Annotated in this window: 21 protein-coding genes; 12 read left to right on the top strand and 9 right to left on the bottom strand. The window is 56.1% G+C overall.

Annotation, left to right across the window (positions count from 1 at the left end; all coding sequences use genetic code 11):
- Positions 1 to 101: 101 nt before the first annotated feature.
- Positions 102 to 401: a YciI family protein gene (locus tag D467_RS0113275; RefSeq protein ID WP_018918013.1), complete on the bottom strand. Its 300-nt coding sequence runs from the start codon at positions 399 to 401 to the stop codon at positions 102 to 104.
- A gap of 170 nt (positions 402 to 571) precedes the next feature.
- Here D467_RS0113275 and D467_RS0113270 point away from each other — a divergent pair, with 170 nt between their 5' ends.
- The gene (locus D467_RS0113270) at positions 572 to 1,510 is read left to right on the top strand and encodes a PHP domain-containing protein (RefSeq protein ID WP_018918012.1); all 939 of its coding nucleotides are present in this window, start codon (positions 572 to 574) and stop codon (positions 1,508 to 1,510) included.
- A gap of 67 nt (positions 1,511 to 1,577) precedes the next feature.
- Positions 1,578 to 2,201 carry an L-threonylcarbamoyladenylate synthase gene (locus tag D467_RS0113265; protein ID WP_018918011.1) on the top strand — a complete coding sequence of 208 codons (624 nt, stop codon included), beginning with the start codon at positions 1,578 to 1,580 and terminating at the stop codon, positions 2,199 to 2,201.
- Between the two features lie 71 nt (positions 2,202 to 2,272).
- Here the strand turns inward: D467_RS0113265 and D467_RS0113260 are convergent, their stop codons facing one another.
- Both D467_RS0113260 and D467_RS0113255 read right to left on the bottom strand, forming a co-directional pair.
- Positions 2,273 to 3,148, bottom strand: coding sequence for an ion transporter (locus D467_RS0113260; protein ID WP_018918010.1), 876 nt, complete (start codon positions 3,146 to 3,148; stop codon positions 2,273 to 2,275).
- Positions 3,149 to 3,274: 126 nt separating this feature from the next.
- The gene (locus D467_RS0113255) at positions 3,275 to 4,162 is read right to left on the bottom strand and encodes a CYTH domain-containing protein (RefSeq protein WP_018918009.1); all 888 of its coding nucleotides are present in this window, start codon (positions 4,160 to 4,162) and stop codon (positions 3,275 to 3,277) included.
- Between the two features lie 136 nt (positions 4,163 to 4,298).
- On the opposite strand from D467_RS0113255, the gene D467_RS0113250 reads away from it, so the two are divergent.
- From D467_RS0113250 to argA, 3 genes are all read left to right on the top strand, one after another.
- Positions 4,299 to 4,979 (top strand): TIGR00153 family protein, encoded by a 681-nt coding sequence (locus tag D467_RS0113250; protein WP_018918008.1) that lies wholly within the window; start codon positions 4,299 to 4,301, stop codon positions 4,977 to 4,979.
- Between the two features lie 9 nt (positions 4,980 to 4,988).
- Complete coding sequence (locus D467_RS0113245; protein WP_018918007.1) at positions 4,989 to 6,254, top strand: inorganic phosphate transporter; 1,266 nt, start codon at positions 4,989 to 4,991, stop codon at positions 6,252 to 6,254.
- Positions 6,255 to 6,407: 153 nt separating this feature from the next.
- Positions 6,408 to 7,724: an amino-acid N-acetyltransferase gene (gene argA, locus D467_RS0113240; protein ID WP_018918006.1), complete on the top strand. Its 1,317-nt coding sequence runs from the start codon at positions 6,408 to 6,410 to the stop codon at positions 7,722 to 7,724.
- 138 nt (positions 7,725 to 7,862) lie between these two features.
- Here argA and D467_RS0113235 read toward each other — a convergent pair whose 3' ends face one another.
- Positions 7,863 to 8,717, bottom strand: a complete 855-nt coding sequence (locus D467_RS0113235) for an SDR family oxidoreductase (RefSeq protein ID WP_018918005.1) — start codon at positions 8,715 to 8,717, stop codon at positions 7,863 to 7,865.
- Positions 8,718 to 9,436: 719 nt separating this feature from the next.
- Here D467_RS0113235 and D467_RS20010 point away from each other — a divergent pair.
- The 3 genes from D467_RS20010 to D467_RS0113220 all read left to right on the top strand — a co-directional run bounded on the left by D467_RS20010 (position 9,437) and on the right by D467_RS0113220 (position 12,023).
- On the top strand, positions 9,437 to 10,237 hold the full coding sequence (locus tag D467_RS20010) for a hypothetical protein (RefSeq protein ID WP_018918004.1): 801 nt from the start codon (positions 9,437 to 9,439) through the stop codon (positions 10,235 to 10,237).
- Positions 10,238 to 10,395: 158 nt separating this feature from the next.
- Positions 10,396 to 10,833 (top strand): phage holin family protein, encoded by a 438-nt coding sequence (locus tag D467_RS0113225; protein ID WP_018918003.1) that lies wholly within the window; start codon positions 10,396 to 10,398, stop codon positions 10,831 to 10,833.
- Positions 10,830 to 12,023, top strand: coding sequence for a DUF3618 domain-containing protein (locus D467_RS0113220; RefSeq protein WP_018918002.1), 1,194 nt, complete (start codon positions 10,830 to 10,832; stop codon positions 12,021 to 12,023). Before D467_RS0113225 ends, D467_RS0113220 begins: the two co-directional genes overlap by 4 nt.
- 117 nt (positions 12,024 to 12,140) lie before the next feature.
- Here the strand turns inward: D467_RS0113220 and D467_RS0113215 are convergent, their stop codons facing one another.
- Entirely contained in the window at positions 12,141 to 13,043 is a 903-nt protein-coding gene (locus tag D467_RS0113215) for a MurR/RpiR family transcriptional regulator (RefSeq protein WP_018918001.1), read from the bottom strand.
- Positions 13,044 to 13,226: 183 nt separating this feature from the next.
- Here D467_RS0113215 and D467_RS0113210 point away from each other — a divergent pair, with 183 nt between their 5' ends.
- Together D467_RS0113210 and D467_RS0113205 are read left to right on the top strand one after the other, a co-directional pair.
- Entirely contained in the window at positions 13,227 to 14,552 is a 1,326-nt protein-coding gene (locus D467_RS0113210) for an aspartate aminotransferase family protein (protein WP_018918000.1), read from the top strand.
- Positions 14,553 to 14,592: 40 nt separating this feature from the next.
- Entirely contained in the window at positions 14,593 to 15,165 is a 573-nt protein-coding gene (locus D467_RS0113205; RefSeq protein ID WP_018917999.1) for a carboxymuconolactone decarboxylase family protein, read from the top strand.
- A gap of 142 nt (positions 15,166 to 15,307) precedes the next feature.
- On the opposite strand, the gene xseA is transcribed toward D467_RS0113205, so the two are convergent.
- The gene (gene xseA, locus D467_RS0113200) at positions 15,308 to 16,645 is read right to left on the bottom strand and encodes an exodeoxyribonuclease VII large subunit (protein WP_018917998.1); all 1,338 of its coding nucleotides are present in this window, start codon (positions 16,643 to 16,645) and stop codon (positions 15,308 to 15,310) included.
- Positions 16,646 to 16,814: 169 nt separating this feature from the next.
- On the opposite strand from xseA, the gene guaB reads away from it, so the two are divergent.
- Positions 16,815 to 18,284 (top strand): IMP dehydrogenase, encoded by a 1,470-nt coding sequence (gene guaB, locus D467_RS0113195; RefSeq protein ID WP_018917997.1) that lies wholly within the window; start codon positions 16,815 to 16,817, stop codon positions 18,282 to 18,284.
- Between the two features lie 94 nt (positions 18,285 to 18,378).
- A complete protein-coding gene (guaA, locus tag D467_RS0113190; protein ID WP_018917996.1) occupies positions 18,379 to 19,956 on the top strand; it encodes a glutamine-hydrolyzing GMP synthase in 1,578 nt (525 codons plus the stop codon).
- 287 nt (positions 19,957 to 20,243) lie between these two features.
- On the opposite strand, the gene D467_RS0113185 is transcribed toward guaA, so the two are convergent.
- From D467_RS0113185 to D467_RS0113175, 3 genes are read right to left on the bottom strand one after another with little or no spacing between them, the layout of a single operon-like run.
- A complete protein-coding gene (locus D467_RS0113185) occupies positions 20,244 to 21,377 on the bottom strand; it encodes a hypothetical protein (protein ID WP_018917995.1) in 1,134 nt (377 codons plus the stop codon).
- 52 nt (positions 21,378 to 21,429) lie between these two features.
- Positions 21,430 to 24,936 carry a DEAD/DEAH box helicase gene (locus D467_RS0113180; RefSeq protein WP_018917994.1) on the bottom strand — a complete coding sequence of 1,169 codons (3,507 nt, stop codon included), beginning with the start codon at positions 24,934 to 24,936 and terminating at the stop codon, positions 21,430 to 21,432.
- Complete coding sequence (locus D467_RS0113175) at positions 24,923 to 25,705, bottom strand: HamA C-terminal domain-containing protein (protein WP_018917993.1); 783 nt, start codon at positions 25,703 to 25,705, stop codon at positions 24,923 to 24,925. The genes D467_RS0113180 and D467_RS0113175 overlap by 14 nt, the downstream gene beginning before the upstream one ends.
- Between the last annotated feature and the right edge of the window lie 458 nt (positions 25,706 to 26,163).

Here is a 26,163-nt window from a genome sequence, read left to right as displayed (position 1 = left end):
CGTTATCTCTGGCTTAGCGCAAAGCGTCCGCTGGGTTTGCACAGAGTTTTCCACAGGCTCTGTGAATTAGCTGGCGGACCCTCCACACTAGCGACTTTCGGTCAAGGCAAAACTTTCTTGAACGGCTTAACAATTACCTTGGCATAGACACCTGCAATGATGTATGGATCGGCGTCAGCCCAGCTCTGAGCGGCTTCTAGGCTATCGAATTCCGCCACGATCAAGCTGCCGCTAAAACCCGCATCACCGGGGTTTTCGGTATCGACCGCCGGATGCGGTCCTGCCAATACCAGGCGGCCTTCATCGCGCAGCGCTTCAATACGGGCCAAGTGATCTGGGCGGGCGGCCATACGGCGCTCCAGGCTATTCGATACGTCTTCACTAATAATCGCGTAAAGCATGGGGATAACTCCTTAAAAGCATGCAGTAAAGCGCTCTATGCGGCATTGACCGCACTCGTATAAGCGCGCACCATGGCGAGCATTCGTGCACCACCGTTTCAGACTGAGCATTATGCCTGGTCGTGTACGACATCCCTATTCTGACAAACTCGCCACACGACGTCATGCCCATGCCCTTGATCCCCACGTTACTTCCTGCGGTGTTTGATGCCGATCAGCGCTATTCGGCTGATCTGCACATGCACTCAACGGCGTCCGACGGCGCGTTAACCCCCACGGAGCTGGTAGCGCTATGCGCTCAGCGCGGCCTTACCCACATGGCGTTGACTGACCACGACACCATGGGCGGTATCGACGAAGCCGGACAGGCCGCCAAGCAGGCCGGGATTTGCCTGGTACCCGGCTGCGAGTTATCCACCCGCTGGCAGGGCATCAATATTCACGTGGTCGCACTCATGCCGGGTGGCTTGCAGGGGCCGCTGGTGGAAGGGCTTGAACAGCAGCGCCTGGCGCGTATTCAGCGCGCAGAAGTGATTGCTGAGCGCTTGGAAAAGGTGGGCCTGACCAACGCCCTGGAAAAAGCCCGTGAGCAGGCGGGTAGCGACCGCCCGTTGGGGCGGCCTGATTTCGCCCGCGCGCTGGTTGCTGACGGCGTAGTGGCTGATTGGGCTACCGCGTTCAAACGTTACCTGGGCAGCGGCAAGAAAGGCGATGTAAAAGCCCACTGGCCGGAAATTAGCGAGGTCGTTGAGTGGGTGGTGGCTTCCGGCGGCGTAGCGGTCATCGCGCACCCGTTACGCTATGGGTTAACCCGGCGTAAACGGGGGCTTTTAATGGACACCTTTCAGGCGGCGGGCGGTGACGCAGCTGAGTTGGTCAGCGGCCAGCAGAACCCGGATGTCACGCGCGACCTGGCCCGCCAAATGGTCGAGCGTGGGCTCTATGCTTCATTAGGCAGCGACTTTCACTTTCCCGGCAGCCACGCCGCCCCCGGCAGCATGAGCATGGTGCCGCGCACGGCTGCGCCGCCTATCTGGCAGCACTCCCGCTTGGCGCACCTGCGCGACGCGCCCGCTGGGCCATTAGCCGCTGGGTCAGCTATGGTATGAGTACGCGTATATATAAGTAAGCGAACACCCCAATGGACTGAAACGCGCCCACGGGCAGGAGCAAACAATGAGTCAGTATTTTCAGATTCACCCAGAAAACCCGCAAAAGCGTCTGATCGATCAGGCCATCGAGATTATTCGCAAAGGCGGCGTGGTGGCTTACCCCACTGATTCGGGCTATGCGCTGGGCTGCCACCTGGGCGAAAAGAAAGCGATTGAAAAGATAAAGTGGCTGCGCTCGCTGGATGACAAGCACAACTTTACGCTGATGTGCTCGGACCTTTCGGAAATTGGCACTTATGCCAAGGTGGATAACGCCGTTTTCCGGCTGCTGAAAGCGCATACGCCGGGGCCGTATACCTACATCCTGGATGCCACCACCGAAGTGCCGCGCCTGCTATTGCATCCCAAGCGTCGCTCGATTGGCGTGCGCGTACCCGACCACCGGATTACCCACGCACTGCTTGAGGCCCTGGGCGAGCCGCTGATGAGCGTGACGCTGATCCCGGTGGGGGATGACCTGCCCATGAGCGACCCCGAAGAAATTCGCGAGCGTTTTGGGGCACATCTGGACCTGATTATTGATGGCGGCGCCTGTCATCTCGACCCCACCAGCGTAATTGATTTGCGTGAACTGCCGCCTAAAATTGTGCGTGCAGGACGCGGCGATATTACCCCGTTTGAAAGCTAAGCCCTGGCTTATCGCCATGCCCACGCGAGCGTGGGCATGGCGTTACTAGATTTTTTGATTAGCCAGCCAAGCTAGGGTTCTTTCTGCAGGTTTTCTTTGTGCGGGTCTTCCGTTGTTTCATCCAGCCAGGTACCGCAGCGCAGGCAATAACGAGCACGCTTTTCATGACGGTCATGGCCGCAGCCCGGGCACGCTTCATCAGAGTAGCGGTCTTCACGAATAGAGCGGATTACCTGGGCGGAAAAAATACCCGTGGGCACCGCGATGATCGAGTAACCAATCAGCATCAGAACCACGGTAATCGCTTTGCCCACCGCTGTACCGGGAACGATATCGCCATAACCTACCGTGGTAACGCTTACCACTGCCCAGTAAATAGACATGGGAATACTGGTAAAGCCTGTTTCCGGCGACTCAATGGTATACATAAGCGCGGCGAACATAGTAACGACCATCAAGATACTGCAGAAGAACAGCAGTACCTGATGAAAACTACGTTTTAAGGCATCGATCAGCAGGCGTCCTTCACCTACAAACTCCATCAGGCGCAATATACGAAAAATTCGCAGCACCCGTAGAATGCGAATAATCACCAGCGCATGAAAACCCGGCATTAGTAATACCAGCCAGGCGGGCAGAATGGAGATCATATCCACCACGCCGTAAAAGCTTTTCAAGTAAATAGACGGACGCTCAAGGCAGTAGATACGCACGGCAAGTTCCAGCGTAAACAGTATCGTGAACGCCCACTCCAGGTAATAAAACAGCCAGCCGTACTCCTGAGAGACGCCTTGAACGCTGCCCAGTAAAATCACCCCAACACTGGCCATGATCATTACGATCAGCGCAATATCGAATCCTTTGGCAGCCGGGGTATCGGATTCAAAGATAATATGAAAAAGCTGGGTGCGTAGCCCCTCAGCCGCAGGTGTCAGGTTGAAGCTCATGGCAATCCCAGTGAAATAAACAATCACTTATCTTGTGATTTGGCCTATTGGCAAACATTCTTGATATCCAGCACGTGTTCCAAGCCAGCATGGTCTGAACCGATGTCGCTTAAAACAGTATGAATGTCAGCTTAGCGCGCTTTGCAGTGCTAAACGATGTGAAAGCGTCAATAGATTAACGCCATAGGCAATGCCGGGCTGGCCATCGCCCAGAAGCGCTGCCGGTAAGGCTTTAGCCTGCATCTGCATGTCGGCAGACAAACCTGGATGTTCGGCCAGCTGGGCTAACGCGTCCTGGGCCACGTTAAGGTAGTGGCCTTGCTGGCTATCGTGATAGGCATCCAGAGCAAGCGTTGCCCGGTGAAGCCATTGCGCGGGAGTGGTAGCCTCAGGTAGTGACCACTGCTGGGCAGCCAAGGCGTTGCCGCGGGATGCTTTACTACTGTCAGACGGGCGCAGCGGGATCTTTTCGGCAAGCGCGATGGCTAACGACCACAGGGTTTCCGGATCACCGGCTTTTAACTCCAGCTCTAGTTCACAAATAGGCGTGCGATACGCGCCGCTCTCGATCTCGCCTTCATCCATTACCAACTCAATATGACTGCCTTGCCAGGTCAACTGCCAGCTACGCCGGATAAAATCGGTGCGCAGTTTGGGGGCAAGGCTTGCAAGCCGCTCGGCCAGCTCGCCTTGAAAGGGCGGTAGTGCGGCCAAGCCTTCCTGGTCCAACTGGTTGCCAGTGACCGGCCATTCCCACTCTTGGCGGCTGGATAATCCACCACCGCCTTTACCTGCGGTTTTCACGGTTTGCAGTACGCGTTCATCTATCTGGCGCAGGCGAACGGCCACGCGAGCGTTGGCTAAGTCGTTGGTTGGGGTATCGAAATAGGTATTGGCGAGAGTTTGCGTGAGCGATGGTTGAGACGCGAGTAACGGGTGGCTTAACAGGGCCTCAATGTTTGCAGGCGCAAGGGCAAGTTTTAGCTCTACTTCAATAGGAGTTGCATTTTTCATGACAATAGCCACTCTTAAGCGTGAAATGCTGATGAAATTTTTGCTACCAATATGAACTTTTCATGACGGCGGCGAGCGCACTCTTTATACTGGCGTCGCCATTTCCAGGCTCCCCGAAAACAGGCTAAAAGGCACTATGGTTACCTCCAACCCTTTTTCCGCGATGTTTGGCCGCTCGCCATTCCAGCCGTTGCTGGCCCACATCGTCAAGGCCAATGAATGCGCCGATCAGTTGTTGCCATTTTTTGAAGCATCCCTTGCTGGCGATTGGGATAAAGCTGCTGAGCTGCGTGAAAACGTGACCCGTCTAGAGCATGAAGCCGATGTGCTGAAAACAGACCTGCGGCTTAACCTGCCCAGCACCATGTTTTTGCCGGTTTCCCGGTCTGACCTGCTGGATTTGATTAGTGTGCAGGACAAAATCGCCAACAAGGTGCGCGACATTACCGGCATTATGCTGGGGCGTAAAATGCGCGTGCCTGACGAGCTCGCCGAGCCGATGCGCGATTATATGATCACTAGCGTGGCATGTGTTGCTCAAGCGCGCCAAGCACTTGAAGAGCTGATGGAACTCCTTGAGTCCGGCTTTGGGCGGAATGTTTCCGATGTTATGCACAACATGATTCGCGAGCTGCATAACTTTGAACACCAGGCGGACGCTCAGCAGGTCGCCATTCGTCGGCAGCTTTTTCAGCTTGAAAGCCAGCTGCCACCCGTCGATGTGATCTTTCTTTACAAGATCATCGAATGGGTAGGTGAAGTGTCCGACCGCGCTGAGCGTGTGGGCAGTCGCTTGCAGATTTTGACCGCTCGCTAAGGGGACTTCATGCATATTATTGCCCAGCACGGTGATATTTTTATCATTCTGGCCTGTTTGTTTGGCTTTTTTATGGCTTGGGGCGTTGGCGCAAACGATGTTGCCAACGCCATGGGAACCTCGGTGGGGTCGAAAGCGATCACCATCAAACAAGCTATTATCATTGCGGTTATTTTTGAGTTTTTAGGCGCCTGGCTTGCCGGTGGTGAGGTTACGGCCACCATCCGTGGCGGTATCATCGACGCCAACCTGCTTGAAGCGAATCCGCAGTTTCTGGTTTACGGCATGCTGTCCGCACTATTGGCTGCCGGTATCTGGCTAATGGTGGCTTCCGCCCGCGGTTGGCCGGTTTCCACCACGCACTCGATTGTCGGGGCTATCGTGGGTTTTGCCGCAGTCGGCCTGGGTGTGGATGCGGTTGCCTGGGGTAAAGTGGGCCAGATCGCTTCCAGCTGGGTCGTTTCTCCGCTGATCGCCGGTACCATCGGTTATATGCTGTTTAAATCAGTACACCATCTGATTTTTGAAAGCTCAGACCCGTTTGCGGCGGCCAAGCGCTATGTGCCGGGCTATGTGTTTTTAGTCGGCTTTATCGTGTCCATGGTGACGCTCACCAAAGGGCTTTCCCATGTTGGCTTGCACCTTACCTTCAGCCAGAGCCTGTTGCTGTCGATCTTGATTGGCGTACTGATTATGGGTCTTGGCGTGATCATGCAGCGGCGTATCAAGTACACCAAAAATGCCAACGATCATTTTGGCTATGCCAATGTAGAGCGCGTGTTTGGTGTGCTGATGATCTTTACCGCGTGTGCCATGGCGTTCGCCCACGGTTCTAACGATGTCGCCAACGCGGTTGGTCCGCTGGCAGCCGTCATTAGCGTGGTGCGCAGCGAAGGTATGATTGATAGCGCCGCGCTGGTGCCCTGGTGGGTGCTGGTGCTGGGCGGTGGCGGTATTGTGTTTGGCCTGGTTACTTACGGGCATAAAGTCATCGCGACGGTAGGTACCGGGATTACTGAGCTAACCCCAAGCCGTGGCTTTGCAGCAACGCTTGCCGCTGCCAGCACCGTCGTGGTTGCTTCGGGCACAGGCCTGCCAATTTCGACGACTCACACTTTGGTTGGCGCGGTACTCGGGGTCGGCTTGGCACGCGGTATGGCGGCGCTTAACCTGCGCGTTATCGGCACGATCGTTATTTCGTGGCTGATTACGCTGCCGGCTGGCGCGGGCCTGGCCATCGTGTTCTTCTTCATGTTTAAAGGCATGTTCGGCTAGCGGTAAACGCCTGACTCTCAGCGGCACCTTCATGCAGATTTGCGTTAGCCAATTTGCGATAGAAGGTGCCGCTGTTTTTTGCGCTCTGGTAAAGTAGCGCGAGTAGATTGGTAAACACTGAGTTTTTCTTTCACCTGCTGCCGGAGAGCGGCCTTGGATAAGCACTTCCCCTTTGTTGATTGGTTTCGTAACGCTTCCCCCTACATTAATGCGCACCGGGGGCGAACCTTTGTCATCTTGATTGAAGGCGAAGCCATGGCGTCTGGCCGCGGGGAACAGCTCATTCAGGATTTAGCCCTGCTGCATACGCTGGGCGTGCGGTTGGTGGTGGTATTCGGCACGCGCCCTCAGGTGCAGGAAGCGCTTACCCAGGCAAACGTTGAGCCTACGCGCATTAACGGCCGCTGGGTGGCCGACCGTGCGGTGATGACTCATGTAGAGCAGGTCGCCGCGCATCAGCGGCTCTGGCTTGAAGCACGCCTGTCACTCGGCCTACCCAGCACGCCGCTTCACGGCGTTGAACTCAGCGTTATTTCCGGCAACCTGGTCACCGCCAAGCCCTTGGGCGTGCGTGAAGGGGTTGATTTTGACCACAGTGGCGAAGTGCGCCGCGTACGCGCAAGCGCCATTGAAGGGCTGCTGGATAAAGGCTCGTTAGTGCTTCTACCGCCGCTGGGCTTTTCAAGCACGGGTGAAGTGTTTGACCTGGATGCCTCGGAAGTTGCCCAGCACGCCGCCGTAGCGCTCAAGGCCGATAAGCTGATATTGCTGGGCGACTCGGAAGGCCTGCAGGATGAAGAAGGTGCCTTGCTGCGCCAGCTAACGCCCGCCGATGCCGAACCCCGCCTTGAGAGCGCGCTGCCCGGTAGCGAGCTTGCCCGTCACCTTCAGGCGGCGTGTAACGCCGCACTTGAGGGCGTGGCCCGCACGCACCTGTTGTCGTGGCGCAACCACGACGCGCTGCTGGGGGAGCTATTCACCCGCGACGGTGTGGGCACCATGATCACCCAGCACCGCTACGAGCAGCTACGCCCGGCCAAGCTCAACGATATTGCCGGGCTTCTTGAGCTGCTTGAGCCTCTGGAGCGCCGCGGCATGCTGGTGGCCCGCTCGCGCGAGCGCCTGGAGCATGAAATTGATGACTATATGGTCATTGAGCGTGACGGCATGGTGATTGGCTGTGCCGCGCTGCACCTGTTCCCTGAGACCACCATTGCCGAGCTTGCCTGCGTGGCGGTACACGGCAGCTACCGGGGTGGCGAGCGCGGCGAACGTTTGATGGAAGCGCTGGAGCGCCGTGCCCGCCAGCGCGGTTTAACCGCCATATTTGTGTTAACCACCCACACGGCCCACTGGTTTGTGGAGCACGGCTTCCAAGCGGCCAGCCTGGATGATTTGCCGCCCTTGAAGCGCGAAGCCTATAACCACGCACGTAAATCCAAGGTGTTGGTAAAGACATTAACAGGCTAGCCAGGCGTTAAGGAGTGCAGGATAAAAGTAGCGCGTGGTAACGAGCGAAGCGAGGCACCCGCAGCGGCGGCCCGGCGCGAAAGGGCGGCAAAGCCGCCCCAGCTCTCTTCCGCTATGTACTCAATTCAGGTGTTTCGTTTAAGTATTTAAAATAACCCCACCATTAAGGTGCAGTGTCTGCCCGGTCATATACGAAGACTCTTCGCTTGCCAGGTACACATAGGCGGGCCCCATTTCGCTAGGCTGACCCGCGCGTTTCATCGGCACCTGGCCGCCAAACGAAGCCACCTTCTCATCATCGAAGCTTGCTGGAATCAGCGGGGTCCACACCGGGCCTGGCGCCACGGCGTTAACGCGAATGCCCCGATCCATCAACGACATGGCCATCGAGCGCATAAACCCTTGAATCGCCCCTTTGGTGGCACTGTAATCAATCAGCGTATCGTTGCCTTTAAAGGCGTTGATAGAGGAGGTCTCGATGATGGTATCGCCCTTTTGCAGATGCGGCAGCGCGGCTTTTGTCACATAAAAGTGGCTGAAGATATTGGTCTGGAAGGTACGCATTATCTGTTCATCTGGAACCTCGGTCAGATCGTTCCAGTCGTACTGCTCGGCGGCATTGTTGACCACAATATTGAGCTTGCCGAAGTGATCCAACGTCTTCTTGACTATCTCACGGCAAAACTCAGGGTCACCGACATCGCCCTTTAGCACCAGGCAGCGGCGGCCTTCGGCCTCTACCAGCGCTTTAGTGTCTTCAGCATCTTTATCTTCTTCCAGATGGACAATAACGCTATCGGCGCCTTCACGAGCGTAGTGCACCGCAACGGCACGTCCGATACCGCTATCGCCGCCGGTAATAAGGGCGACCTTATCTTTAAGCTTTTGAGTTCCTTGATAGCTATCGCGAATGAACTCAGGCTCGGGGTGCATTTCATGCTCATCGCCTGGCTGCTCATCCTGATGCTGAGGCGGTTGCTTTTGCTCGCTCATGTGCAATTACTCCTTGTTGGCACAGTAATCTTTCCAACACCGAAGGCGACGTCGCCAAGGCGCTGTTACGTCAATATTTACCCTAGCGCACACACGTAAAGAGAGCCAAACCGAAAGCTTGCTAAGCTGGCTTTTTTATTAATGTTAGCGGTTAACGCTAATAGTGGTGGCATTCAATAATCGATTTTTTAATGTCGGTGCATCTAAATAGCGTTGTCGTAGTTAGCCAGGTTTGAAATCAGGATTATACGGAGAAGGAGGTTAAGCTATTAATAAAGATGTCTTAATAAAGTAGGCGTGTAATAAAAGAGTAATCATTGCCTTGCGGGAAAGGGAGCTCATTGGCATTGAACAATCATTTATAAAGTTATCGCTCATATACTGATTCCGGTGTTTGGTTTTTATTTAAGTAATTGTAATTTATGAATAAAATTAAAAGTAATGGTGTTTTAATAGGATTTTTTAATATAGGTTAATAAATGTGTGTTGATAATGATTAAAGTTATTCGCTATTAGGGGGAGGGTGTGGGTATAAATTGACAGGGTAAGGAGGCGCACTATATTGAAAAGACGCTTAAATTAAGTGTTCCGTTAAATATTTAATGGAAAGCTTTATAAAGCGCTTCTTAATGTAGCAGTGGTCCAGTTCGTTTTGTTTCACCTAGCGTACTTGTTCGATACGGTCGCTAATGAGTGAAGCGACAAGGAGGAAGTGACTAATGATTGATCATGGAAAACAGGCTGACCCAGGTTCTTCATCCACGCCAAATACGGCTACCGGTTCGCCTCAATCGAATAACGGTACAGCGCATTCTCCCAATAGCGACCATCTAAAGCAGCAAGGTCGGGATGCCGTTCATGATGTAAGTGATGCAGCCCAGCATCAGGCTGAACACTTTTATAACCAACAGCGCGATACCGCTGCCGAGCAGACGCAAAAATTTACCAGCGTCTTTTATAAAATGGCAGATGAGTTCGACAATCAGCAGCAGCCCTATTTCTCCCAACAGGTTAGAAAGCTTGCTGATACCGCTGATCGTTTCTCAAACAAACTGCGTGACAAGGACTTAAAAAGTATTTGCCAGGAAGCGCAAAGCTACAGCCGTCGCGAGCCAGCTCTCTTCTTTGGTGGCGCGATTGCTGCAGGCTTTTTGCTAACACGCTTTTTACGCAGTTCTGGTCAGCATTCGCATTCATCAAGTGATCATTCTCACCAGTCCAGCGGTTACTCCAACCAGCCTTCGGGCGCATATTCCAGCCATTCGTCTCCAACGCCCGACAATCCCTCGTCAGGCATTATGCACGGCGCTTCTGCCGGGGTGGCGCACGACCCTACTCAGCAAAGCTCGTCGCTGCAGGGTTCTTCGCGCGGCCCAACAGTCAATCCCGGGGCTTCATCCGGTACTTCCTCAAGTACTTCTTCAAGTACTTCGCCCAGCACATCTCAAGGCTTGGCCAATGACCCCTTGGGTGGTTCGGGTTCCGTGAATAAGCCTAGCGGCCCCGGTGGAAGCATCTGACGGTTTTCTTTGGAGACTCGATGCGATGTGCGAGTAGCTCTAAGGTATTTTGATTAAACCCTCATGAGCTACTGCTTAACCCAGACCCAGGTTTAGAACAGTTGAGCGTTCTAAACGTCTAGCTAAGCGCCCTGGCTACCGGGCAAAGGAGGTTACGAATGGATTCAGATCATAAAACTTCGTCGCAAGGATCATCTGTCGGGTCGCTTCTATCGACGGTGATGCAGGAAATAACGTCTCTGGTGCGCAATGAAGCCGAGCTTGCCAAGGCCGAGATGTCGGAAAAAACGCATCACGTAATGACGAGCATTGCGGCTATTGCCATCGCTGGCGCAGTGCTGCTGGGCGGCTTTCTTACGCTGCTTGCCGCGCTGGTATTTGTGCTAAACGAAGTGCTGCCACCCGATATGACGCCTTGGCTATCCGCGATCATCGTCGGTGTCGTCGTGACACTGATCGGCTTCATTATGCTTAAAGGCGGTATGAAACAGCTTCAGGCGCGCAATCTAATGCCTAATCGCACGATCAACAGTTTGCGTAACGATAAGGAATTCGCCAAGGAGCATCAGCGCAACGTCAAGGAGGAGTTAAAATGAGTGACCACGATCACGATCATAAGCGCAGTGACCATATTCACGATGAGCGCCATGATCATCGCCCCGATCATCGAAGTACGGAAGAGATCGAAAAGGATATCCATCGTTCGCGTGAACGCCTTGACTCCACTCTGCACGAAATCGAGGAACGCTTTTCTCCTCAGCAGCTTTTAAATACGTCCTATGAGTATATCCGGCATGGCGGCGCCAACGAGTTTGTGTCCAACCTGGGCAATACCATCAAGCAAAACCCGGTGCCGTTTCTGGTAACTACCGCAGGCCTCGGTTGGTTGATGCTAGCTCAGCGCAATCCAAATCAAGGGCATAACTACCAGCGTGGATCTTCGCATCACTATATGGACGAGCATGCCTCTACCGGATATAGCGGCTCTCACGGATCGCCGGGTGTTCCTGTTCATGAAGGGACGCATACGCATGGTGGTACGCCGAACTATACCAGCACGCCAGGCTACGTTGCCGGTAACCCTGAGCACCATGGTGAAAGCAAAGGCCGGATGAGCAGCATGAAAGAGGGCGCGAAAGATAAGGCCCATCATCTCAGCGATAAAGCCAAAGACGTCGCGCATCAGATAAGTGACAAGGCGCATCATCTTGGCGAAAAGGCACAGCATATGGGAGGCAGTATGCGCGATTCTACATCCCACCTTCAGCACGGCACGCGGGATCACCTTCACAACATGTCTGATCGCGCCCGCCACATGGGCAGCAGCTCATCTGATTTTATTCAGGAGCATCCGCTAGTGGTAGGCGCCTTAGGCGTTGCCCTGGGCGCCGCCCTGGCAAGCCTGTTCCCGACCACGCGCAAAGAAGATGAGTATATGGGCGAGTACCGCGACCGCGCCCTGCATAAAGCAGCGGAGGCGGGGCAGGAACAGGTAGATAAAGCCCAGCATAAGATCCATGAAAAGGCAGAGCATATGAAAGAGGATTCGCATGGTGATAAGCACTCATCGTCCAGCGATAACCATCAGTCAACGTCTCGCTCCAGCACGCCGGGCAGCTCTTCGACCAGTAGCCAGGCACCAGGCCATAACTCGGCCTCAGGCATTAGCTCAAGCACTACCGGTACCACGCCGGATACCTCAAAGGGCGTTAGAGAACCAGGCCTGGCGGGCTCGAACACGCCTTCCGGTAACACTCAGGGCTCAGGTACCAACAAAGCCCCGTAAGCGATGAGCGTTATACTCTTATGAAAAGTAGTGCCCGGTTCCGGCCGGGCACTTTTTTTATGTGCGGTACTTTCGCAGGTACTTTCGCAGCGCCAACGCTGGCTAAAGCGATACTGCTCATTCCCGCCTAGGGAGAGTATTTGAGTAGGTATTAAGGTGGGCAAGATGGTCATCGGCGTCCTGCAGGGCTTTCAATGCCGAAGGGCGATCGAACTCGGCCAGCAACGTGCAGAGCACTTCCGAGACGGCCAGGGCAGGGGTCAGGGTATGAAAAAAGCTGTAGCTCTCGGTGGCGCAATAAATCGTATGCTCAGAAATTCCCGCCAGCGGTGATACCTCACTATCAGTAATCGAGAGAATAGCCAGGCCTTTCTCTTTTGCTAGCTGCGCAAGCGTCAGCGTATCTAACGCGTAGGGCTTGATGGATACGACCAACACTACCTCATCCGGTTTTGCACGAATCAAGGCGTCGCCACCCGTTCCGGCAGGGCCATCAAGATGAACCGAGCGCTCGCCCAGCAGCGACATCACGTAATGAAAATGCCAGGCCACCACATGGCTTGAGCGTAACCCCAACACATAGACTTTTTTGGCCGCCGCGAGCCTTTCGGCCATGGCGGTTAAGCGCTTGAGCGGCTCAGGCTCACAGAGCGCTGCCATCTGGGCGCTTAGCCCGTGCAGCATGTGATAGGCGATATCACTGTCTGGGGGGCTCGCCGCCTGAGCATCGCGTTGGCGTACCTTCGCCGCAAAGCCATCGTTTCGCTGACGTACCGTTTCAGCATAGTGGGCACGGATTTCGTTATAGCCCTGAAAGCCCAGCACCTTGGCAAGCCGCGTCATGGTCGCCGGCTGAACAGCCGCCAAGCGTGCTAATTCGCGCATGGACACCAATGCCACTTCTTCCGGATGCTCAAGTACATAGCGCGCAGCCTGTTGCAGCTGTGCTGACATACCATCGAACTGAGCAATGATCTGTTCTCTTAGCGGATCGCTCTGTGAAACAGGGCTTTGTGGCATAGGAAAGTGCCTCTTAACACGCCTAGGGCTTGAGGTGATTGCGCATGAGTGTAAACGCGGCTTTTCAACGAAAACAATGATCCATTTGTTTTATTGAATTATATAATGATTGTATTGTTGCATTGATAAGTGAGGTCATGCCACTCTTGCGCTGAACACAGCGTTTGAAAAGGAACGATAATAATGGCGCGTATTCTTCATCGCAGTATTGGCCAGGCGTTGCCGCATGCGGCGTCAGCGCAGGGCGTCTATATCACTGATACCCAGGGGCGCCGCTACCTGGATGGCTCAGGCGGGGCGGCGGTGACAAGTGTGGGCCATGGCCACCCGGAAGTGCTGGCGGCCATGCGCGCCCAGATTGATAACCTCTGCTACGCCCATACCGGATTTTTCACTACGGACGCCGCCGAGGAACTGGCCGAGAAGCTGGTGAACCTGGCACCAGACGGCCTGGATTACGTTTACCTGGTCTCCGGCGGTTCCGAGGCGGTAGAGGCCGCATTAAAAATGGCCCGCCAATATTTTGTTGAAACCGGCAGGCCAGAGCGGCGGCATATTATCGCCCGGCGCCAGAGCTATCACGGCAATACCCTGGGCGCGCTTGCCACCGGCGGCAACGCCATGCGCCGACAGCAGTTCCAGCCGCTTTTGCCCCAAACGCACCACGTTTCGCCCTGCTACGCCTACCGTGACAAGGCAAACGACGAATCTTTTGAGGCGTACGCCGCAAGGCTTGCCGATGAGCTTGAAGCCAAGATTCTCGAGCTGAGCCCTGAAAGCGTGATGGCGTTTGTGGCTGAGCCGGTGGTGGGGGCGACCCTTGGTGCGGTGGCCTCTGAGGCGGATTACTTCAAGCGGGTGCGTAAGATCTGCGATCAGTACGGCGTGCTGCTGATCCTCGATGAAGTCATGTGCGGCATGGGGCGCACGGGCAGCATGTTCGCCTGCGAGCAGGACGGCATAACGCCGGATATTCTCACCGTGGCCAAAGGCCTGGGCGGAGGCTATCAGCCGATTGGGGCTGTGCTATTGTCCTCCGCTATCTTTGATAGCTTCGCCAACGGTTCCGGTCTTTTTCAGCATGGGCATACGTACCTTGGCCACCCGGTCGCGGCGGCTGCGGCGAATAAGGTTGTCGAGATCATCGCGCGGCCTGAAACGCTGGCCAACGTCAACGCCATGGGCGCGCGCTTGCAAAGCGGTCTTGAAGCGGCGCTGGGTGCATCACTTTACGTAGGCGATATTCGGGGTAGGGGATTGTTTCGGGGCATTGAGCTGGTGGCCGACCGAGAACAAAAGACGCCGTTTGACCCCGCTCTAAAGATTCACGCCAAAATTAAACGCCAGGCAATGGCACGCGGCCTGATCAGCTATCCCATGGGCGGCACCATTGATGGCGTGTATGGCGATCATGTACTGCTAGCGCCTCCGTATACCATCCAGGCGGACGAGATCGATCTGCTCATTGAGCGGATTACCCAGGCGATTGACGCCGCAATAGCCGAATAACCCGACGCGATAGCCAAATAATACAAGAGGAAATACCAAGATGAAGCAGTCGCCTTGCCCGCCGATAACCGATGCCGACTGGCCAGAAGGTATTGCAGAGTTACGTGAAGGTTTTGCCGGGCGCTTAAACGTGTACCGCACCATGGCACATCACCCGGCTCTGTTAAACGCTTGGGCGCCGTTGCGGCAGCATGTGGTGAAAGACAATGCCTTGGGCCCCGAGTTAACCGAGGTAGTGATTCTGCGTGCAGGCTTTCGCTTGGGGTCTGCCTATGAGTGGGCCCACCATGTCAGCCGTGCGCTGGCGTTAGGGTTTTCTGAGGCGCGAATAGACGCTATTCGCGGTAAGCCTGAAGCGATTGACGGCGTTGATGGCCTGATTGTTAACGCGGTGGATGCGTTGCTGGACGCGCACCTGCTGGCAAGCGATCAGGAAGAAGCATTGGCTGAGGCGCTTGGGCGTGAGGCCGTGATCGACCTGATCGCCATGGTCGGCTTCTATTCGGTGCTGGGATATCTACTCAAGACCTATAACACACCGATTGATGAAGCCATTCAAACAGAGGTTAGGTCGAATCCAGGGCTGTTTTCACTAACGCCGCCGCCTGTATAGCAAGCTAAGGTCTCGGGCAGCCCTACGCGGTGGCGCTGTGAACCCTTCCCTGGGCGCTACTTTCGCCATCCTTGGCGAAAGACCCCCGCTACGGGCTGCCCGAGACCACGCAGTCATTCACGTAGGTATCCTCAGTGCAGCCCTACTTAAACCGCCGCTTTACCTCAACACTCAGCCTGCCTTCACCCAAACGCAGCGAGAGCTTCTGGCCGGGCTGGGTCTCCTCGGCACGGCGCACGATCTGGCCCTTGTCATCCTGAGCAATCGCATAGCCCCGGCCCAGCACCGCCAGCGGGCTGATGGCGTTAAGCTCCCGCGCCGCACTGGTTAAGCGCGCCTGCTGACGTTGAAGCTGGCGCTGCATGGCATTTTCCAGACGGCGGTTCAGTTGACCCACCCGCTCGCTTTCGGCGCGGTGCAGGCGCGCCATGTCCTGGCTCGCCAAACGCCTGCCCAGCTGCGTCACCTGTGTTTGCTGCTGGGTAAGGGTTTGCTGCATGGCGCGAGTTAAGCGCTGGGCAAGCGTTGCCACGTGCTGGCGCTGGCGGTTTAGCTGTTCACCGGGGTGCCTGAGCCGGGCACGCAGGCTATCCAGCTGTTGGCTATCGCGCTCCAATCGGCGCTGCATGGCGCGGTGCAGGCGGCTTTGCTGGTCGGCCAGTTGGCGCTTCAAAGCGTGTTGATCCGGCACTAAGCGCTCGGCGGCGGCAGAAGGGGTCGGGGCGCGAACATCGGCGGCAAAATCGGCAAGCGTGACATCCACCTCATGGCCGACCGCCGACATTACTGGCAGGCGCGAATGAAATATCGCCCGCGTTAAATGTTCGTTATTAAACGCCCACAAATCTTCCAGGCTGCCGCCGCCCCGGGTGATGAGTACCACATCGCGCTCAGGATCCAGCCGCGCCTGGCGGTTGAGTAGCCCAAGTGCTGCGATCATCGCGGGGGCGGCTTCCACGCCCTGCACCGGCACCGGGATTAGCGTGACATCCGCCAAGGGCCAGCGCGCCGCGAGCACGGCCAGCACATCGCGAATGGCTGCGCCGGTGGCCGAGCTTAAAATCAAAATCTTGCGCGGCGGAAAGGGCAGGGCGCGCGTATTGGCAAACACGCCTTCACCGTCCAGCTGGGCTTTGAGGCGCTCAAACGCGGCCAGCAGCTCGCCAAGCCCCGCCGCCTGCACGGCTTCGGCAATCAGCTGGTAGTCGCCGCGTGGCTCAAACAGCGACACCCGCCCGCGCAGCTTTATCTGGTCACCATCGCGCATGGGCGCCGACACAAAGCGCGCCCGCTGACGAAACAGTGCGCAGCGCACCTGGGCGCGGTCATCTTTGAGCGTGAAGTAAATATGCCCCGAGGCCGGGCGCGAAACATTGGAAAGCTCGCCTTCCACCCACACCTCGCCCACATCGCGCTCAAGCGCCTGGCGGGCCTGCTTGTTAAGCTCGCTGACGGAAAGGGCTTGGGAGGCGTCTGGCATGGCAATCACCTTGGTTGTCATGAAATAAAAGCGGTTAGTTTAGCCTACCACCAATGCAGAGTAGATAATTGGTCGCATGCTCACATTGCTGGGGCGCCCCTCAAAACGTTATAATGGGGGATTAACTTTTCACGCCCCTTCTTCCCACATCAAATTGGGTGTTGCCGCTATGCTACGTATGGCCCAAGAAGCGCTTACGTTCGATGACGTACTTCTCGTTCCTGGCTTCTCCGACGTCCTCCCCAAGGATGTCAGTCTCAAAACCCGCCTGACCCGTAATCTCTCGCTTAATATCCCGCTCGTTTCTGCTGCAATGGACACCGTGACCGAAGCGCGTCTGGCGATTGCGATGGCTCAGGAAGGCGGCATCGGCATCATCCACAAGAACATGACCATGACCCAGCAGGCTGCCGAAGTCCGCAAGGTCAAAAAGCACGAAAGCGTCATTGTAAAAGATCCCGTCACGGTTAGCCCCAAGGCCAAGCTTGAAGATCTTCTCGCGATGGCGAAAGAGTACGGCTTCTCCGGCTTCCCGGTGGTTGAAGGCGAAACGCTGGTGGGTATCGTGACCGAGCGTGATATGCGCTTTCAGCCGAACGTCGGCGACAGCGTGGCCGATATCATGACCCCGCGTGAGCGGCTGATTACCGTCAAGGAAGGCACCGACCTTGAAACCAGCAAGGCCAAGATGCGCGAACACCGCATTGAGAAAATGCTGATTGTCGATGACGCCTTCCACCTGCGTGGCCTGGTGACTTTCCAGGATATCGAAAAAGCCCGCACCTACCCGATGGCCGCTAAAGATAGCGACGGCCGCCTGTTAGTCGGCGCTGCCGTAGGTACTGGCCCGGAAACCCCGGACCGCGTTGCTGCACTGGCGGAAGCCGGCGTTGACGTCATCATCGTGGATACCGCTCACGGCCATTCCCAAGGCGTTATCGACCGCGTTAGCTGGATCAAAGAGCACTTCCCGGACATTCAGGTGATTGGCGGCAACATCGCTACCGGCGCCGCTGCCAAGGCATTGGCCGAAGCGGGTGCTGACGGCGTGAAAGTGGGCATCGGCCCCGGCTCCATCTGCACCACGCGCATCGTGGCAGGTGTTGGTGTGCCGCAAATCACCGCGGTTTCCAACGTGGCCGCCGCGCTTAAAGAGTACGACATTCCGTTGATTGCCGACGGCGGCGTACGCTACTCCGGCGACCTGGCCAAGGCGATTGCCGCCGGCGCCAGTGCCGTAATGGTCGGTGGTCTCTTGGCCGGTACCGAAGAAGCGCCGGGCGAAGTCGAGCTGTTCCAGGGGCGTACTTATAAAGCCTACCGCGGCATGGGCTCCATGGGCGCCATGGCGCAGAACCAGGGCAGCGCCGACCGCTACTTCCAGGATAAGGATGCTGGTGCCGAGAAGCTGGTGCCCGAAGGCATCGAAGGCCGCGTACCTTATAAAGGCATGATGAGCGCCATCGTTCACCAGATGATGGGCGGGCTGCGCGCTTCCATGGGCTACACCGGCTGCCGCGATATTCAGGAAATGCGCACCAAGCCGGAATTTGTCCAGATTACCGGTGCTGGCTTTAACGAATCCCACGTTCACGACGTGCAGATCACCAAAGAAGCCCCCAACTACCGGGTGAGCTAACCAGCGCTTTAAGTAACACGGCGGCGGGCATTGCTCCGCCGCTTGCTTTTCGGCCTTACAAGCAGCGTTTCCTCTGTTTAATCGAGATAACTCCATGAATGATATTCACGCCCATAAAATCCTGATTCTCGACTTCGGCTCACAGTACACGCAGCTGATCGCTCGCCGGGTACGCGAAATTGGCGTGTTCTCTGAAGTTCGCGCCTTCGATATCACCGAAGAAGAGATCCGCGAGTACAACCCCAACGGCATCATCCTGGCCGGCGGCCCGGAATCCGTCACCGAGCTGGATTCCCCGCGTGCGCCCCAGTGCGTGTTCGAAATGGGCCTGCCCGTGTTTGGCGTTTGCTACGGCATGCAAACCATGGCCGAGCAGTTGGGTGGTAAGGTGGAAGGTTCCCACAAGAGTGAGTTCGGCTACGCGCAAATCAGCATCGACGCTGAAAACGCGCTGTTCAAAGACATCAAAGACCACGTAGACACCAATACCGGCAAAGCCCTGCTGGACGTATGGATGAGCCACGGTGACAAGGTAGCCAAAGCGCCTGCCGAGTTCACCGTTACTGCTTCCACGCCAAGCTGCCCGATTGCCGCCATGGTCTGGGAAGAGAAGCAGTTCTACGGCGTACAGTTCCACCCGGAAGTGACCCACACCCTGCAAGGCCAGCGGATGCTTGAGCACTTCGTGCTGGATATCTGTAAAGCCGAGAAGCTGTGGACGCCTGCGCAGATCATCGAAGACCAGGTACAGCGCGTACGCGAGCAAGTAGGCGACCGCCACGTACTGCTCGGCCTTTCCGGCGGTGTGGATTCTTCTGTCGTCGCCGCGCTTTTGCACAAAGCAATTGGCGACCAGCTGACCTGCGTATTCGTGGATAACGGCCTGCTGCGTAAGCAAGAGGGTGACCAGGTCATGGAAACCTTTGCCAAGCACATGGGCGTCAAGGTCATCCGTGTAGATGCTGAAGATCTGTTCCTGGGCAAGCTGAAAGGCGAGAAAGACCCGGAAGCCAAGCGCAAGATCATTGGCAACACCTTCATCGATGTGTTCGATGAAGAAGCCAGCAAGATTGAAGGCGTCGAGTTCCTGGCCCAGGGCACCATCTACCCCGACGTGATCGAATCCGCCGCCTCCAAAACCGGCAAATCTCACGTGATCAAATCCCACCACAACGTGGGCGGCCTGCCGGAAACCATGAAGCTCAAGCTCGTCGAGCCGCTGCGCGAACTGTTCAAGGACGAAGTGCGCAAACTCGGCCTGGAACTCGGCTTGCCCTACGACATGGTTTACCGCCACCCCTTCCCGGGGCCGGGCCTGGGCGTGCGTATTTTGGGTGAAGTGAAGAAAGAGTATGCCGACATCCTTCGCGAAGCCGACGCCATCTTCATTGAAGAACTACGCGCCGCCGGCTGGTACGAAAAAACCAGTCAGGCGTTCGCCGTGTTCCTGCCGGTGAAATCGGTCGGCGTAGTAGGCGACGGCCGCCGCTACGAGTGGGTCATCGCCATTCGTGCGGTCGAAACCATCGACTTCATGACCGCCCGCTGGGCGCACCTGCCTTATGAACTGCTGGAGACCGTCTCTAACCGGATTATCAATGAGCTGGGTGGGGTGTCTCGGGTGACTTATGATGTCTCCAGCAAGCCGCCGGCTACTATTGAGTGGGAGTGATTTTGCATCGCTTAGAATGAAGATTGGCTAGATTCGTCAAGGCCGCTCGATGTAACGAGCGGCCTTTTGTTTGCCTGGCGAAGTCGGCAAACCCAGTCACCTGAAAGAATGTAGAGCCATTCCTGTTGAGGGAAAGCCAATCCGACTGGCAAGAGCGTCACTGGTCAACGGTGGGGGCTGAAGAAAGCCGTCCAACGGTACACAACGCAAGCGATCCTGCTTCGGCAATCAGCGGGAGTGCTCTAGCTACCCCTTCTCTGCTTGTTGCTCCGAGGTGCTCATACAGGCTATATCCCCGACTGAACTTGGAATCGTGTTCGGAGGTCTGTTTCAATCTCATTCCGCTCATCGATAGGAGAAAGTTCGTCTGGTGTAGGCAATCCACTTTCTTGAAGTTTCTTGAGCATTGCCCACGCTTCAAAGTCATGGAATGGATTCAGCCCGATCACATTGCCTAGCATGAGATCAATCTGATCTGGAGTCGTTGAAAGGCGTGCGAATAGTTCTGTAGCTTTAGCTAGATTCCAGTCACTTATGAACAGAAGAAGCGCAGATAGGGCAAGTACGCAGCTAGCAACATCGTTATCACTTCTCTTGCTGGCGGACGCCAAAGGCGCGTAGTTATGGGATATAAATCTTGCAAGGGAGATACTTTGAGTGTACTCCGTTTGGAGCACCGTCGGATCGAATACATCCTCGCCATGGTAGCGCTTTGCGAGGGACTCAACGCGAGCCGAGAGGGAGTGGATGTGCCAAAGACGCTCTTCCCGCATAGTGTCGAGAGTGGCTTTGTGGCGTTTAGCTAAGACGCGTGTTGCTTCTGTTTTCCAGTCGAAGCCGGGTATCGCAACAATGTCGGCTGACAGCGGGACCTCAATGTGTAACATATACCGTACAGGGCCGGTTATACGATGAAGGTTGTCTAGCCACTTGGGAAGGCATGGGTCTAGGTTCACATGAAACAACGCACTGGCTTTCTTTTGGAAAAACCACTTTCGCATATCTCGAATGGACTTCTGGCTAAATACACCTGCTTGTATGCCCTTGCATACAAGCTCTCGAATAGCTCGGGTTAGATTTGAGTTCGCCTTACCAAAAGCAACCAGGTTCTCCGGAGTGAAGCCAACAGAATCATTCCCGGCATAGTCGCATTCGGGCTTATGACCAGGAGAGGAAAACCGGAAGTAGCCTTGTCGTATAGCCTTCTTAGAGGTACGGGAGATACTTTCTCGGACAACATCTGCGCCTGTGACAAAACAACATGGGCATTCGATATCTGTTCGAAGAAATGCTCGCCATTCGCCCGGCATTTCATTTACATCCAGAGGTTTCTGTGTTCCATGGCGACGAGACAAGGAGTTCAGGGCCTGCTCAAGGTCAACCTCTTTTTGTTCTGATATGGAATAGGCTGTCAGGGGCATTCGGATTCTCTGGTTGAATAGGTTGAAGTAAAAGAACTGAGACACAGCCCTTTCACGTGTCGGCGAGTGGCCAGCGCAGTTTCCCGCGACCGATACGCACGACTTCCACAAGCTTTGTATTGCCCTGCAGTCGGCCCGAAAAAAGGCTGGGCTTAGGGTCGAGCGCTGGCTTCTTGAACACGGCGACCCGCTGATAGTCTGGAGTGACTAGCCAGGTTCGCCCATCACCCTCATAGGTGGCAATCCGATAGAGGCCAGTAGGTGGGGCAGTCCCAATATCGAGTAGACGCCTACAATGCCTGATCGACCATCTCTGTATGCCGCTGCTGAGGGCTTCTGTTCGGAACCGCGCCCATAGTGCAGCCGAGTCCGGAGTCGGCCAATCACCAGCATCGGTGTAGGCCGTGATCTCGTCGGATTCGAGCCAGGCCCGCATCTCTGCCGGCGTAACGAAGACCGGCTCAGCATCCTCTATTGCGGCCATTGCCGCACGTCGTGATGGAAGGCCGGCACGGATCAGCATCGCCATCATAAATTGCGGAACGCCAGTTTCGACCGCTGCCGCGGCACCACCCGCCACTATCTCCGGTGACCAACCGAGGGACATGCGGCGGGTACGGACAGCTTCCATCGCCCAGACCAAACGATAGGTGAAGGCCTCTTCGACGGCCCGCATATTCTGCGGTCCGATCTTGGTGACATCCTCGCCAGAGATCCAATTACGCAGGATGTCCTTCCAACTTGCCGGCAGCGCGTTCGCCTTGTCGGGGATGAAAGGCCGTATGAACAACAGGCGTTCGCCGAGACCACCAAGGGCTTCGACAAGTTCGTCGACGTCGCCACTCAATGCTGCAGTGTCAGCTCGATCGAGGAGCTCGGCAAGCTCGTCCGCCATGGCATCGATGGCGAGGCCAGCCTCTAGGCCAACCCCCATCGCGAAATGTCCGCGACGCGTCTGTACCGTTGTGGCCTTCCAAATGAGATCGGCGCGCGCCTCGAACACCTTTTTGTGCAGCGGGGCAACGTCCTCATCCTCGCGGGCGATTTGGCGGGCCCAGAGCGATCCCTTGAGGGCCTCGTCCAAAAGGTTGGGTAGATCGGCGCGATCGGCGTCCAGCGCATCAATCAGACCGAACACGGTCGCATCGAGGCGTTCGACAATCTGAGTCAGCGGCTCTTCGTCGATGCTTTCCTCGTAGCCGTCCTCATCGCCTTCATCATCGTCGTCGCTGTTTGTATCGTTTGTCATGGTTGAGGCCAGGCGCTCGGCTACCTCGGCCTCTTCGTCGGGTGATTTCCATGCCTCTCGGGCGTTGGCGAGATATTCCCAGGCATCGTCGCGATCGAGCACGCCCTCGCGCGACAGGCGCTCAAGGATTTCAGCAACGATCTGGATGAGACCGCTTTTCAGGGTGCGAGCCTTGGCGGAGACAACCAGTTTTCTCCACTCCTTTTTTCGCCAGGCGATCTTGTCAAACATGACATGGACGATGAGGCCTTCGACATCGACGAACGCGCGTCCCGCACGGCCGGCGACGTTGGCGAATTCCTCGCCCTTGATCTTCTCACCCGCACGGTAGAGCGCGGGCACCAGCAGGACGGCGGCATTGAGGTTGAGACCTTGGGCAAGTGTTGGCGAGGCAACAATGACCTTCAACACGCCTTCGGACAGGAGGACTTCCAATTCGCGCAAGAACGGACTCGGCAGGCGGCCATGGTGGATAGCGACGCCAGCCTTCAGGCTGGCTACTGCGGGATGAGCTTCGCCCAACCATTCCTTTCCAACCTCTAAGGCGCGAGCAATCAACGCCTCATCCTCCAGAAGCGAGTCCAAATAGCCTCGCTTACAAAGATCTACGACCTGCTTGCCGTAACTCTCGACCCAATTCGCCTGTGTGGAAAATATCAGGGTCCGCTTACCTTGGCCTGCGAACTCCCATGCAGCGAACAAGGCAAGATGCGAGTTCTTGCGCGGATATGGCTTCTTCTCTTTACCCCGCGCCGGCTTATGTAAGACGAATTTATCGAGGAAAGGACCGTCGTCGTCGAGGTCGAGCCGAAGCAGCGCATCCTTGCCTCGCCAGGTAAGCGCACCGAATCGCTGCCGCGTGGGGCGCCAGTCGGAAAGCACGGGTTCGCCGGGTTCGTCGGAGCGTATCCATGCGGTAAGATCGTCCAGTTCATCGCCACTGGGCAGGATCGCTGAGAGACATACGATTCGGCGCTCGCTTGTATCTGTGCGCCGAAGCAGGCGTTGCACCAGCGTCTCGTAGCGGATCTCACGCTCGCTCGGGCCGATCATATGACCTTCGTCGAGGACGATAAGGCCAACATCATCGATTAGCGATGGGTCACTTCGCAGGGCGAAATCGAGCTTTTCGGGCGTTGCGATGATGATTTCACAGGTGCGCAGCGCGTCTTCATCGCCTGCCGAAAGACCGCTGGCGCCGTAAAGGGAGGAAACGCTGAAGCCGAGCGGTGCGAAGGTCTTTCTGAAGGAGCGCTCGGTCTGTGCCGATAGCGCGCGTAGCGGAGTGACCACCAGCACCCGGCGAGCCGACGAAAGAGTCATCAGCGCGGCGATCTCTGCCACTCGTGTCTTTCCGGCGCTGGTCGGCAAGGCGACGACAAGGTCATCAGTCACGTCAGTGGAACGCTGGGCCGCTTCGCGCTGTGATGGCCATAGCTCTACCTCGGACGTCTTACGCGTGTAGAGCGACGAAATGAATAGTCGGCGCAAGTCTGGGTATTTTTCTTCTGAACCCTCCGGCGGCTCGATCGGCAGGTTTTGGTGCAATGAGTGCTGCCAAAGGTCGTCGATCAGATGACGGCAGAGGTTCGAGATCCACCACAGCGGAACATTCTCAGCGTTGTTTGCCAAGCTGACTGCATTGGCGAGCAAGACCCGTGAGTTTTCGGCTAGTTCAGGTTCTCCAGTTTCAAGTGCGAAGTCGAAAAACGCCAGGGCTCGGCAAATAGTTGTGTTGAGAATGGTCGACAGCACTTCGTCAACGTCAGGGGCTTCGCCTCGCAGCTCCTCTGCGATCTGCTCGTCGGTATGAGCCTCGTCGCCGAGCCATTCGCGAACGAAACCACGTAATTGATCGAGATCCCGCAGAATCAGATGGCGGATCGCCGTTTCTCCAGGCGATGTATTGAGGTCATCGGTCATCTCATTGAACAATGAATAGGCGACGGCCGAGAAGCCGGCCAGGTGGTAGGCAGCGGCGGCCACTGTTCGGCGGAAGCCGCGATCCGGGGCCTCAGGGTCACCATTACGCACTAAGGCTTCAAAAGCGTTCGCGGCGCGCTCGAAGGCCTTGCTGGTCAGTTCTGAAGTACCTGTCTGGGCGCGCATGGCCATTGCGCCTCGTAGCAAGGCGAAGCCATGCTCGGCGAGGTCTGTTTCAATTGTCGCGCCAAGAGGAGGGGCGTTCTCCGGTAGCACACCTTCCTCGCGCATGAGTGACCAAGCGGCACCACGATAGAGAAGGCGGCCAAGAATACCGTCGGCGGTCGCCGTCGTCAGGAACTCAGTTAGTTCATCAATCGTCTCCAAGATTTTCTGCCTCGATGTACATAGTTGCGATGAAGTCTTGGTGATCTTCGACGTGGATGTTCACGACATAATGGTCCCGATTAGCCTCAGCGGCGTCGAGATCATCTTTCAGAAAGACGTGTGGACCGTTGCCCGAAATTGTAAAGAGCATGTGGTCAATGCGATCAGCATGTAACGACTTCAGGCCAACCTCGTCGCGAAGGCTGCGACCCAGATCGTTGTCATCTAGGTCGTTGCTTTCCAGCAGGCGATTTGCAATGAACAACAACGAGTCGGGCGTACAACGGCCGCTATCACGGTTGAGTACCTTGCGAGCGCTCATGACTGTGGCTTTGCCCAGTACCTTGTTACTCTTGGCTTCCCCCTTCAAGAGCCAGAGCTTTTCACCCTTGCCGTCGTATCCGGCGCCGATAAAGTCGTCGCCGCGCATGGCCATGTTGCGGCCGTCCTTATAGCGAAATCGACGCACGGGAACACGAAGACCAACCTCTTCCTCGACCAGCTCGGTCGCGAGAATCTCACCGAGGTCGCCGGAGCGGCCCTTGGTCGTTTGAGGCATCGCAGAGTTGAGAATTTCACTGGCGACCTCGTATCCGAGTCGTTTCACATCTTCAGCGATGCGTTCGAGTCGATCGTAGTGTGAGCGGATGGTCTCTACGAGGTCATCCCGGATCTCGTCGCGGCCGCCATCCTTCTCAACATAGGTCCAGTAATGCTTGCGTTTGTTTTTTTCTTTGGTGGGCTCGCACCACTTCTCATATAGCCCCACGATGCTCCTCCCCGGTCAATCAGTTTCAGTTCTGATAGGCGGTCATGGAGTACCAGCGAGCACACCGTGACGACTTCGATTAACCAGTATGCTCCCTTCATGCAATTTCGAAAACTAGTGCGATTATGGGGAAGCCTACATTCACTGATCCATCTATGATGAACATAGGATTATTCATCCCGTATGATTGGATTTGCCGGGGTAGCGGTAGCACAGCCATTTAGCCTTCCAGCGCCTTCCCGCAAGGCTTGATATCTGCACTAACTGCCTTGCGTACCCGAAATACCTTCTGATCCAGCGCTCACTATTAGTATTAAGGTGATGCAGTCGTGTTTTAGTGCTACATCCTTTGGTTGATGATGGCGCGGAAAAAAAAGCCTCTGGAAAAAACACTGCATTACCTTTGGAAACAAAGAACCCCCTGATTCTGACGATAAAAGCGACGGTAGAGCCCAAGT

Source organism: Vreelandella zhanjiangensis DSM 21076 (assembly GCF_000377665.1).
In the GTDB taxonomy this organism is placed as follows: Bacteria; Pseudomonadota; Gammaproteobacteria; order Pseudomonadales; family Halomonadaceae; genus Vreelandella; species Vreelandella zhanjiangensis.
This window is presented reverse-complemented; position numbering and strand designations above follow the sequence as displayed.

Bases quoted from the DNA above. Each gene is read 5' to 3' on its own strand.
- D467_RS0113275 (WP_018918013.1), bottom strand. From the start codon at position 401: ATGCTTTACGCGATTATTAGTGAAGACGTATCGAATAGCCTGGAGCGC.
- D467_RS0113270 (WP_018918012.1), top strand. From the start codon at position 572: ATGCCCTTGATCCCCACGTTACTTCCTGCGGTGTTTGATGCCGATCAG.
- D467_RS0113265 (WP_018918011.1), top strand. From the start codon at position 1,578: ATGAGTCAGTATTTTCAGATTCACCCAGAAAACCCGCAAAAGCGTCTG.
- D467_RS0113260 (WP_018918010.1), bottom strand. From the start codon at position 3,148: ATGAGCTTCAACCTGACACCTGCGGCTGAGGGGCTACGCACCCAGCTT.
- D467_RS0113255 (WP_018918009.1), bottom strand. From the start codon at position 4,162: ATGAAAAATGCAACTCCTATTGAAGTAGAGCTAAAACTTGCCCTTGCG.
- D467_RS0113250 (WP_018918008.1), top strand. From the start codon at position 4,299: ATGGTTACCTCCAACCCTTTTTCCGCGATGTTTGGCCGCTCGCCATTC.
- D467_RS0113245 (WP_018918007.1), top strand. From the start codon at position 4,989: ATGCATATTATTGCCCAGCACGGTGATATTTTTATCATTCTGGCCTGT.
- D467_RS0113235 (WP_018918005.1), bottom strand. From the start codon at position 8,717: ATGAGCGAGCAAAAGCAACCGCCTCAGCATCAGGATGAGCAGCCAGGC.
- D467_RS20010 (WP_018918004.1), top strand. From the start codon at position 9,437: ATGATTGATCATGGAAAACAGGCTGACCCAGGTTCTTCATCCACGCCA.
- D467_RS0113225 (WP_018918003.1), top strand. From the start codon at position 10,396: ATGGATTCAGATCATAAAACTTCGTCGCAAGGATCATCTGTCGGGTCG.
- D467_RS0113220 (WP_018918002.1), top strand. From the start codon at position 10,830: ATGAGTGACCACGATCACGATCATAAGCGCAGTGACCATATTCACGAT.
- D467_RS0113215 (WP_018918001.1), bottom strand. From the start codon at position 13,043: ATGCCACAAAGCCCTGTTTCACAGAGCGATCCGCTAAGAGAACAGATC.
- D467_RS0113210 (WP_018918000.1), top strand. From the start codon at position 13,227: ATGGCGCGTATTCTTCATCGCAGTATTGGCCAGGCGTTGCCGCATGCG.
- D467_RS0113205 (WP_018917999.1), top strand. From the start codon at position 14,593: ATGAAGCAGTCGCCTTGCCCGCCGATAACCGATGCCGACTGGCCAGAA.
- xseA (WP_018917998.1), bottom strand. From the start codon at position 16,645: ATGCCAGACGCCTCCCAAGCCCTTTCCGTCAGCGAGCTTAACAAGCAG.
- guaB (WP_018917997.1), top strand. From the start codon at position 16,815: ATGCTACGTATGGCCCAAGAAGCGCTTACGTTCGATGACGTACTTCTC.
- guaA (WP_018917996.1), top strand. From the start codon at position 18,379: ATGAATGATATTCACGCCCATAAAATCCTGATTCTCGACTTCGGCTCA.
- D467_RS0113185 (WP_018917995.1), bottom strand. From the start codon at position 21,377: ATGCCCCTGACAGCCTATTCCATATCAGAACAAAAAGAGGTTGACCTT.